This is a genomic window from Thiohalocapsa sp., assembly GCF_019695415.1.
Lineage (GTDB): Bacteria > Pseudomonadota > Gammaproteobacteria > Chromatiales > Chromatiaceae > Thiohalocapsa.
In genome coordinates, this window is the sequence record NZ_JAIFKJ010000081.1 from 1,353 (window position 1) to 11,533 (window position 10,181).

The 10,181-nt window shown below is 68.0% G+C and carries 7 protein-coding genes and 2 pseudogenes; 4 read left to right on the forward strand and 5 right to left on the reverse strand.

Annotation, left to right across the window (positions count from 1 at the left end; translation table 11 throughout):
• Together I6U14_RS01115 and recQ are read left to right on the forward strand one after the other, a co-directional pair.
• Window positions 1-949 (forward strand): RNB domain-containing ribonuclease (locus I6U14_RS01115; protein WP_296896174.1); only part of this gene is annotated, 949 nt, incomplete at its 5' end.
• A gap of 164 nt (window positions 950-1,113) precedes the next feature.
• Window positions 1,114-3,338 (forward strand): annotated as a pseudogene (gene recQ / locus I6U14_RS01120) (DNA helicase RecQ).
• A gap of 105 nt (window positions 3,339-3,443) precedes the next feature.
• Here recQ and I6U14_RS01125 read toward each other — a convergent pair.
• From I6U14_RS01125 to I6U14_RS01140, 4 genes are all read right to left on the reverse strand, one after another.
• Window positions 3,444-3,812, reverse strand: coding sequence for a type II toxin-antitoxin system VapC family toxin (locus tag I6U14_RS01125; RefSeq protein WP_296896175.1), 369 nt, complete (start codon window positions 3,810-3,812; stop codon window positions 3,444-3,446).
• The gene (locus I6U14_RS01130) at window positions 3,800-4,021 is read right to left on the reverse strand and encodes a CopG family transcriptional regulator (RefSeq protein WP_296896176.1); all 222 of its coding nucleotides are present in this window, start codon (window positions 4,019-4,021) and stop codon (window positions 3,800-3,802) included. The genes I6U14_RS01125 and I6U14_RS01130 overlap by 13 nt, the downstream gene beginning before the upstream one ends.
• A 151-nt stretch (window positions 4,022-4,172) precedes the next feature.
• Window positions 4,173-5,378, reverse strand: coding sequence for an efflux RND transporter periplasmic adaptor subunit (locus tag I6U14_RS01135; RefSeq protein WP_296896178.1), 1,206 nt, complete (start codon window positions 5,376-5,378; stop codon window positions 4,173-4,175).
• Window positions 5,375-5,779 carry a S24 family peptidase gene (locus tag I6U14_RS01140; protein ID WP_296896180.1) on the reverse strand — a complete coding sequence of 135 codons (405 nt, stop codon included), beginning with the start codon at window positions 5,777-5,779 and terminating at the stop codon, window positions 5,375-5,377. The genes I6U14_RS01135 and I6U14_RS01140 overlap by 4 nt, the downstream gene beginning before the upstream one ends.
• Window positions 5,780-5,993: 214 nt before the next feature.
• Between I6U14_RS01140 and I6U14_RS01145 the strand changes: the two are divergent.
• Window positions 5,994-7,802 (forward strand): annotated as a pseudogene (locus I6U14_RS01145) (ABC transporter ATP-binding protein/permease).
• A gap of 42 nt (window positions 7,803-7,844) precedes the next feature.
• Window positions 7,845-9,281, forward strand: coding sequence for a mechanosensitive ion channel family protein (locus I6U14_RS01150; protein WP_296896182.1), 1,437 nt, complete (start codon window positions 7,845-7,847; stop codon window positions 9,279-9,281).
• A gap of 273 nt (window positions 9,282-9,554) precedes the next feature.
• On the opposite strand, the gene I6U14_RS01155 is transcribed toward I6U14_RS01150, so the two are convergent.
• The gene (locus tag I6U14_RS01155; protein WP_296896184.1) at window positions 9,555-10,070 is read right to left on the reverse strand and encodes a hypothetical protein; all 516 of its coding nucleotides are present in this window, start codon (window positions 10,068-10,070) and stop codon (window positions 9,555-9,557) included.
• Window positions 10,071-10,181: the final 111 nt, after the last annotated feature.

Consider the following 10,181-nt stretch of genomic DNA (forward strand, 5'->3'; position numbering starts at 1 on the left):
GTGGGGCGTGGGTGTGTGCGGGCCGGGGGCCGGGAAGTGGACGCGGGGGTCTGGCTTGCGGCACATCCCCCCGGGTCTGTCTGTCGGCCTCACCGTGAGGGGCGCCGGCCGGCTCGCCGATATCGAGATCCGCCCCCCCTGGATCCGCGCCCGGCGCTGGAGCGATGCGCAGGCCGAGGCCCGGCTCGCCGAGGCGCCATTTGCGGCCCTGGAAGCGGCCGCTGCGCGCTTCCGTGCCCGCCGCGAGACCCAGGGTGCCGCAGGTATCGACCTGCCGGAAGTGAGCGTACGGGTCCAGGACGGCGAGATCGTCATCCGCCCCATCGACCGTCACGGCTCCCGCGCCATGGTGATGGATCTGATGCTCATGGCCGGCGAGGCCGCCGCCGCCTGGTGTGGCGAGCGGGCTGTGCCCATCCCCCATGCCACCCAGCCGCCGCCTGACAGTATCCAGCAGCCCGAGAGCATGGCGGCCATGTATGCCTATCGGCGCCAGTTCAAGCCGAGCCGCACCAGCGTCGAGCCCGGGCCGCACTTCGGGCTCGGGCTCGACGCTTATGCCCGCGCCACCAGCCCGCTGCGGCGCTATGCCGATCTGTTGGTGCACCAGCAGTTGCGCGCCGCGCTGCGCGGCGATACGCCGCTGACGGCGGAGCAGGTGAGTGCCCGCGCCGGCGAGGCCGATCAGGGCGGCATCGCCGTACGCCGCGCCGAGCGCCAGTCCAACCTGCACTGGAAGCTCATGTATCTGCGGCGGCAAAAGGACTGGCAGGGGGAAGGCGTCGTTGTCGAGCTCGGCGAGCGCAAGGATACCGTGATGGTTCCCGACTTGGCGCTGGAGACCAAGCTGCGCGCCAAGTCCGACCTTCGCCTGGACCAGCAGCTGCGACTCGGCATCGCCGACGTGGATCCGTACGATGCGGATGTGCGCTTTCGCATCTTGGGCTGACGGCGATTCCGGACGGCGGGCCTGCGCGCGACGTCGAAGCTCCGCTCAGCACGCACCGTCCACCCGCGCCTGCTGCGCCATCGGCGGCCGTACTTGCATGGAGGCTGGCCAGGCGGTGCAACGCGTGTGCACTGGTGCATGAGTCTGCTCCTTAAGTCCCGGCCATGGCAGATACCGCGCCCGATACGCCGCTCGAGCTCCTGAACCGCGTCTTCGGCTACCCCAGCTTCCGCGGCGCGCAGCAGCGGATCATCGAGCACGTGAGCGCCGGCGGCGATGCGCTGGTGCTGATGCCGACGGGCGGCGGCAAGTCCCTCTGCTACCAAATTCCGGCGCTGCTGCGGCCCGGCACCGGCATCGTCGTCTCGCCGCTGATCGCGCTGATGCAGGACCAGGTGGATGCGCTCAGGCAGCTCGGCGTGCGCGCGGCCTTTCTCAACTCATCCCTGATGCCTGACGAGCAGCAGCGGGTGGAGCAGGCGCTGCTGGACGGTGCGCTCGACCTGCTCTACGTGGCGCCGGAGCGATTGCTCACGGAGCGCTTCCTGGCGCTGCTGGACCGCGTCAGGCCGGCGCTTTTCGCCATCGACGAGGCCCACTGCGTGTCCCAGTGGGGGCACGACTTCCGGCCCGAGTACATCCAGCTGGACCGCCTGCACCAGCGCTGGCCGGACATCCCGCGTATCGCGCTCACGGCCACGGCCGACGCGCCGACCCGCAACGAGATCGTCACCCGTCTGCAACTCGGCCAGGCCGAACTGTTCGTCTCCAGCTTCGACCGGCCGAACATCCGCTATCGCATCGTCGAAAAGACCCAGCCCCGCCGCCAGCTGCTCGACTTCCTGCGTGCCGAGCACCCGAATGATGCCGGCATCGTCTACTGCCTGTCGCGCCGCAGGGTGGACGAGACGGCGGAGTTTCTACGCGCCCAGGGGTTCGACGCCATCGCCTACCACGCCGGTCATCCGCCCGAGGAGCGCCGGGCGCGGCAGGCACGGTTCATCCAGGGCGACAACGTCGTGGTGGTGGCGACCATCGCCTTCGGGATGGGCATCGACAAGCCGGACGTGCGCTTCGTCGCGCACCTGGACCTGCCGAAGAGCGTCGAGGCCTACTACCAGGAGACCGGCCGCGCCGGCCGTGACGGCCTGCCGGCGGACGCCTGGCTCTGCTACGGGCTCTCCGACGTCGTCATGCTGCGGCAGTTCATCGACAAGGGCGAGGGCGAGGAACGCTTCAAGCGCGTCGAGCACCACAAGCTCGATGCCCTGATTGGCCTCTGCGAGAGCATCGAATGCCGCCGCCGGACCCTGCTCAACTACTTCGGCGAGCGGTCCCGGAGCCCTGCGGCAACTGCGATACCTGTCTCACGCCGGTGGACACCTGGGACGGCAGCGTCGCGGCGCAGAAGGCGCTGTCCTGCATCTACCGCACCGGGCAGAAGTTCGGCGCCGCGCATCTCACCGACGTGCTGCTGGGCAAGGACACGGTGCGCATCCGCAAGTTCGGCCACGAGCGCGTCAGCACCTTCGGCATCGGCAGGGAGCTGAAGGCCGATCAGTGGAAGTCCGTCTACCGTCAGCTCGTCGCCGCCGGGCTCGCCGCGGTGGACGTCGAGGGCTTTGGGGGCTTAAGGCTCACCGAGGCGGCGCGTCCGGTGCTGCGCGGCGAGCAGCCGGTGCGCCTGCGCAAGGACCCGGAGCAGAAGGCCCGCGGCGAGCGGCGCACGGGCCCGGTCGTGGCACCGGGCGACCCAGAGGCCCAGGCCCTGTGGGAGCGCCTGCGCCAGTGCCGTCGGGAGCTGGCCACTGCGCAGAATGTCGCACCCTACATGATCTTCGGCGACGCAGCGCTTCGGGAGATGCTGACCTACCGCCCGCGCAACCGGGACGAATTCAGCCGTATCAGCGGCGTCGGCGCCATCAAGCTGGAGCGCTTCGCGGACGACTTCCTCGCCGCGCTTGCCGAGCACGAGGCCGAGCACGGCCGCCCCGCCAACCTGCCGAATCTGCCCCGGGACCGCAGCCGCGACTTGCCGGCGCATCCGCCGGCGCGCGACGCGGGCGACGAGGCCCGCGACTCGGACCTCGCCTCCCTGGTGCTGCTGCGCCAGGGGCTCACGCCGGCCCAGGTCGCTGAGCGCCGCGGCTTTGCCGAAAGCACCGTTTGGGGCCATCTCGAACGCTGCATCCGGGCCGGCGCCGCCGATCTGTCGGAGGTCGTCGATCTGCCGGATGCGGACATCAAACGCGTCCGCAACGCCCTGCACCAGCTCGCCGACGGCCCCGCCATGCCGCTCAAACCCGTGTACGAGCTGTTGGAGGCCCGGTATCCGTACGAGGTGCTCAAGTGCATACGGGCAGCGGAGCTGCGGGCGGCTGAGGGCTGACATCCTGCTGAGCCGACGAGCTCTGCAGTGTCACGCGGGTGCGGGGGCTCTGCGCCCCGGACGAGCCGGTGGGAGCGAGCTGGCTGCGATTGGTACAAAGAAGCCCTACAACGAATAGGGAACACGGATGCCGGGCTCTTCCCCGGAGAAGTCCTTGGTGTTGCGCGTCACCAGCAGGGCGCTGTGCTCCAAGGCGGTGGCGTCGGGCAGCTTGAGCCGGTGTGTTTGTCTCACCTCCACTGCGCGCTCGGCGATGTCGGCGTCAATGCCCACGCACTCGAAGCGGCGCAGGAAGGCGCGGACCGCCTGTGCGTGGCCCGTCGGCGTACCCGCGAGGACTTCCATCCAGGTGATCAGGCTGATCAGGCTGATCAGGGGGCGCTGGTAGCGGCCGATCTCGTCCCGGGCCGCGATTACGCCGTTCAGGTAGTCGGTTAGGATGTTGGTGTCGAGCAGTGCCTTCACCGGTCCCATGCCGAGCGCATGCGCTCCTGGTAGGCCAGTCCGTCTTCACCTTGCTGCTTCCAGATGCCGAACGCGGTGTCATCCGCAGGGGCCTCGAACCGGCACAGATAGTCTGCCACGGCGCGCCGGATCAGCTCGGCGCGGGAGATGTTGAGGGCGCTTGCCAGCTCCTTCAGCGGTTCGATTTGCTCATCCGGCAGGTCGATCACGGTGCGCATGGTCTTCGCCTCTGATGTCAGATGCCGACATCATGCATCAAATCGCCCGTACCTCGGCTCGATGTTGTCCGTGAACGCTAGCAGGTCCGCCGATCGCGATCGCTGCCGGCGCTTGCGCCGGCGAGCTTACAACGGCCCCACGGCGCTGCGATCACGGCATGCTGTCCACGGCCTCAGGCGTCGCATCCGGTGTGGCGATGGACGGGCCTGCGTCGTCGTCCACGCGCGTGAGCTGCTTGCCCTCGGCAATGCCGAGGAAGCCGCGGGTGACGACCCGGGTGCCGGGCTCTAGGCCGTCCAGGATCTCCACTCGGTCGGCGATGCGCATGCCGGCGCGCACGGGCCGGCGCGCGGCCTCGCTGGCGTCGTCCATGACCCAGACGAACTGGCCGTCGCGGTCCTGGCGTAGGGCGCGGAAGGGCACCAGCAGGCGAGCCACGGCGGCGGTGGCGAGCTCCGCGCGCACGAACTGCCCCGCGCGGGCGCCCTCTGGAATGGCGTCGAAGCGGATCTCAACCTTGGCCTGGCGGTTGGCCTCCGAGAGGGTGGGGTGGATGCGCAGGATCTCACCGGCAAAGCGCCGGCCCCCCAAGGCGTCGATGCGGATGCGCGCCGGGTCGCCTTCGCTGATGTGCGGCAGCACCAGCTCGGAGACATAGACCTCCGCCACCAGGGAGTCGGGATCGGCGAGGGTGAGCAGAAGCGTGTTCTTGGTGACGAAGTCGCCGGGCTCCGCCAGACGCTGGGTGACGACGCCGGCGAAGGGCGCCGTGATGCGGGTGTTTGCGAGCCTAAGCTCCAGCAGCTCGAGGTCCGCCTCCGCCAGCGCCACTGCTGTGCGCGCCTGGGCCAGGTCGTCCTGGGACGCGGCGTTGCGCGCGGCGAGGTCCTGGAAGCGCTTGAGGTCGAGCCGCTCCTGCGCCAGCGTTGCGCGGGTCTTGGTCAGCTCGGCCCGCAGCACCGCGTCGTCGAGCCGGACCAGCAGCTCGCCCCGGTCGACGCGGTCGCCCTCGAAGATGTCCAGTTGCTCGATGCGCCCCTCTTCCTGGGTGTGCAGGCGCACCAGTCGGCGCAGGCGGAGCGTGCCCGGGCGCTCGTGCTGGGTAGAGACGGGGGCGCGCTCGGTAACAACTGTGGTAACCAGGTGGCCGCTGGGCTTCTGGCGCGGCGCCTCGCCGCTGGCAGTGTCGCCGTTGTCATCCGCTCGTTGGCAGCCTGCCGCGAGCAACACCGCGGCACAGGCAAGGACCACCGCCCGCAGCACCGGGCGCGGCCCCTGGGAGCGGCGTCCCCGCCGCGACTGGACGGCGGCGATGTCGATCGGGTCTTGGGTACCGGCCCAGCTGAAGGCTGTCACGACGCAGTGATGTCGACGGCGTTGATGCGGCTCTGCGGCCGGTTGGAGGGGCCGTCAGGGTACTCGTAGGCCTTGATTTTCCGGCGGATGTTGCGCTGGATGATGACGCCCAGCACCTTCCAATCGAGCCCGGCCAGGTCGATGTCCGGGAAGCGCTCGTTCAACGCCACCAGCCGCTCGCGACCCTGCTCGTCATGCAGGTACTGCCGGAACCAGCGCACGCCTTCCACCTCCGCGAAGACGTACATGCCGTTGCGGCAGACCTCGGTAGGCTCGATGATGACGATGCACTTGTCCGGGAACTCGGGCTCCATGTCCGGCCCCAGCACCTGCAGCGCAAAGGGCTCCTGCAGCGCGCAGCCGCTGCCGTCCGGCATGGGTTCGTTCGCGTCTCTGGCCATGGTCTCGCTCCATCACGTGTAGCCCCCGCAGGTTGGGTTGAGCGGCGTGGCTCTCAATTGTTGGCGAGGGGTGAGGGGTACGAGTAACGAGTTGCGAGGGGCGAGTATCGAGGTCGGGACAAGCCTCGCCCCTCGTCCCTCGTAACTCGATACTCTCATCCCTCGAAACTCGTTACTCTGATCGTCCAGCCAGCCGTTCGAGCCAGCCGTACCCATGGTCAACCGCATTTTCGCCACCGAAGCCATCCACAACGACCGCCGCGACTGGCACAACCTGCGTGGCATGCTGCCGTACCTGTGGGAGTTCCGTGGCCGAGCGGTGCTGGCACTCGGGTGCCTGGTGCTGGCCAAGTTTGCCAATGTCGGCGTGCCTCTGGTGCTGAAGGACATCGTGGATGCCTTCGAGAATACGCAGGCGCAGATGCTGGTGCTGCCGGTCTCGCTGCTGCTGGCCTACGGGGTGCTGAAGCTCGCAGGCTCGCTCTTCAACGAGCTGCGGGACGTGATCTTCGCGCGGGTGCGCTACCGGGCCATGCGGCGCCTCTCCACCCGGGTGCTGGATCACCTGCACAAGCTCTCCCTGCGCTATCACCTGGAGCGCCAGAGCGGCGCCGTGAGCCGGGACCTGGAGCGCGGCACGCGCTCGGTGTCCACCATCATGAACTATCTGGTGTTCAGCGTGATCCCGGTGCTGGTGGAGTTCACGCTGGTCGCCGCCGTGCTGCTGACCAAGTACGCCCTGGTCTTTACGCTGGTGACCTTCGGCACCGTGGCCATCTACGTCGCCTTCACCTTCGCCATTACCGAATGGCGCATGGACTATCGCCGGCGCATGAATGTGCTGGACAGCCAGGCCAACACGCAGGCCTTCGACAGCCTGCTCAACTACGAGACGGTCAAGTACTTCGGCAACGAGCAGATGGAGCTGGAGCGCTACGACGGGACCTTGAGCGAATGGGAGGAGTACGCGGTCAAGAGTCAGAGCTCCATGTCGCTGCTGAACTTCGGCCAGGGCAGCATCATCGCGCTCGGCGTCACCGTGATCATGTTCTTCGCGGCGCAGGGCGTGGTGGACGGCAGCATGAGCATCGGCGATCTGGTGCTGGTGAATGCCTTCATGCTGCAGCTGTTCATTCCCTTGGGCTTTCTCGGCATCGTCTATCGGCAGATCAAGTATGCGCTGGCCGATATGGACTTGGTGTTCAAGCTCTTGGAGCGCGAGCCCGAGATCGAAGACGCGCCGGGTGCGCCGGCGCTCAAGCTCGCCCGCGGCGCCGTGCGCTTCGAGCACGTGGACTTCCACTACGCACCGGAGCGGGCGATTCTCAAGGACGTGGACTTCCGCATCGAGCCCGGCGAGAAGGTCGCCGTCGTCGGCCACAGCGGCGCCGGCAAGTCGACGCTCGCGAGGCTGCTGTTCCGCTCCTACGACGTCACCGGCGGGCGCATCAGAATGGACCGACAGGATACACGACGGGGGAGGGAGCAGATGCGGCGTGCCGCGATCGGGATCGCTCCGAAGGACACGGTGGTCGTCAACGACAGCAGCCGCAACCACCGGGCCTAGGGCCGCCCGGAGGCGAGCTTGGAGGAGCTGGAGGGCGGCGGGGAGCTGGGGCATATCCGCACGTTCATCGAGAGCTTGCCGGACGGCTGGGATACGGTGGTCGGTGAGCGCGGCCTCAAGCTCTCGGGTGGTGAGAAGCAGCGCGTCGCCATCGCCCGGGCCATCCTGAAGCGCCCGCGTATCATGGTGTTCGACGAGGCAACCTCTTCGCTGGACAGTCATACCGAGCAGGCCATCCAGCAGACCCTGGCCGAGGTGGCGGAGCACCACACCACGCTGGCCATCGCGCATCGGTTGTCCACCATCGTCGACGCCGACCGCATCCTGGTGATGGACGCCGGACGCGTCGTCGAGCACGGCAGCCATACACGGCTGCTGGCCGACAACGGCGTGTACGCCGCGATGTGGGAGCTGCAGCAGCGCGAGCGCGAAGAGCACGTCGAGCGCGCGAGTTGAGGCTGCTCCGCTTCGGTGCCCGCTCAGGCCTGATCCCTCATCATGCCGCAAGCCCGTTCCAGACATCCCAAGCTGCTTTGGCTGCTCGGCCTCGTGGCGCTGCCCTTGCTGCTGTGGCTGGTGGACGCCCTGGAGGGCTTTCTTGCCCAAACGGAGGCGCTGGACGGCCTGAGTCGTTATCCGAGCATTCTGATCACATTGCTGCTCTATGCGGCCGTGGCCTTCTTCATCGATCAAGGGCTCCGCATTTTCGTCTGGCAGGACGCCTACACCCGGCTTACAGGCACGGCGGCCCCAGGCGTCATCCAGGGGGCGGCTTCTGTTGCCGTGTACAGCATCGCGGCGTTGGTCGTCCTGAGCCGCATCCTGCATCTCGACACCGGGGCCGTGCTGATCTCGACGGGGGTGGTGGCGGGTGTGCTCGGTGTGGCAATGCAGAACACCATTGCGGATCTCTTCTCCGGTGTGGCCCTGGGGATCGATCAGCCCTACCGCATCGGTGACTGGGTGGAATTCGACGATGGCACCCTGGGAGAGGTGGTCGACATCACCTGGCGCTCGACGCGCATCCGGTCCTGGAATGCGAGCCTGTACGTGGTGCCCAACAAGCGCGCCGCCACCAGTACCGTCCACAACTACCAGCGCCCCAACCGCACCTATGCCTATTGGTTCGAGGTCGCGGTCAGCTGCGAGGTGTCACCCCACCTGGTGCGCGAGCTGCTGCTGAAGGCCGCCTTGAGCTGTCGCCGCGTGCTGCGCGATCCAGCGCCGCTGGTCTATTTCTGCGACCCGGGTCGGCCCTTTCGCTACATGGTGTTCGTGCACTTCCCGGATTATCCCTGGCGCTATGCGGCGATGGACGAGCTGTCGCTGGCCATCCATGAGCAGTTTCGACAAGCCGGCATCGCGCCTGCGGCCGTCACCTACCAGATCGACGCCCGCCGCGCCGAGTCCCCGGTGGCTGCGCTGCCGAGCGTCACCGAAGTGCTGCGCAATGTGGCCGTGTTCACGCCGCTTTCCGACGACGAGATTGCGTCTTTGGCCGAAGGGCTGACGCCGCGGGAAGTGGGCGTCGGCGAGCGCATCGTGGAGCAGGGTGAGAGCGGCGACTCCATGTTCGTCATTGCCACCGGCATTGTGGTGCTGAGCCGCGCGCTCGAGGGCCAGGTCAAGGAGATCGAGCGCCTGGGCACCGGCCAATGCTTCGGCGAGCTGTCTCTGCTCACTGGAGAGCCTCGTTACTCCACAGCCAGAACCGCCACCAATGTGCGGCTCATCGAGATCCCGAAGGCGCAGTTTGCGCCACTGCTCGCCGGCAATGCCGAGCTTCAGGAGCGCCTCGCCGAGATCGCAGCTGCCCGCCGTGCCCAAAGCGAGGCCTTGGCCCGCGCGCTGGCAGAGCCTGCCCACCGCGGCGTGCTCGGCGCCGAGGCGGCCTGGTTGAAGCAGCTCATCGGCAACTTCTTCGCGCAGCACTGATAGGTGGCTCGATCACGCCAGATGTTTGCAGATGCCTCAGGTTTTCGATTCCACCTCGGGCTTCAGGCCCACAGTAGGGCTGAGGGCTGAGGGCTGAGGGCTGAGGGCTGAGCATCAGGGGCGCCAACTGGTCGCCACGGTCCTCAGCGACAGGTCCGGCCAATGCGACTGTGTTGACTTACAAAGCGTCTCGGGAAACCACACGGGGGACGAGACGACCGGCCGCCGTCGCCCGCATGACCACCACCTGCCCGTGCGGCTCCGGCTGGAAGCTCACATGGATCGGTAAGTCCTTGCCATAGAAGTACAGCCGGTCGAAGGGCGTGTTGCGAGCCACCCAGCGCGCGACTTCGAGCATGTCCTCGTCGGTGACGAGAAAGTCTGCCGCGGCGCCGAGGCGGTCGCAGACCAGGTTGCCCAGGCGGTTGCGCTCGTGGGCCGCCTGTGGTCGGGCCTCGGCGGGATGCGCAGCAGGTTCCGGCGACGGCGGTGGCGGTTCACCAGCAGCCGCTGCTCGGCGTCCTTGTCCCGAAAGACGTAGTGCACGCCCGGGGCCACCGGGATCGCCTCCTCGTCCAGCACCTCCTCCAGAAACGCATTGATCTCACCCTGGGTGTAGTACTTCTGGAAGGTGCCGCGCCGGGTCATCACACCATCGCGGAAGCGCTCGCCGCGGGGGTCGTTCTGGTTGGCGAGCATCACCGAGACCACCAGCAGCGTCCGCGCCAGCGACCGGGCGCGCGTCAGGGCCTCCAGGCGCTCGTCGAAGTCCTCTGGGCACCAGCGCATGGTCCACCAGCCGATAGCTCCGCTCGCGCACCAGTTGCTCCCACTGGCGCCTGTAGCCGATGCGCCGCGGGTCATCGAACAGCCCCACCGACTCGCAGGCCGCCGTCAGCT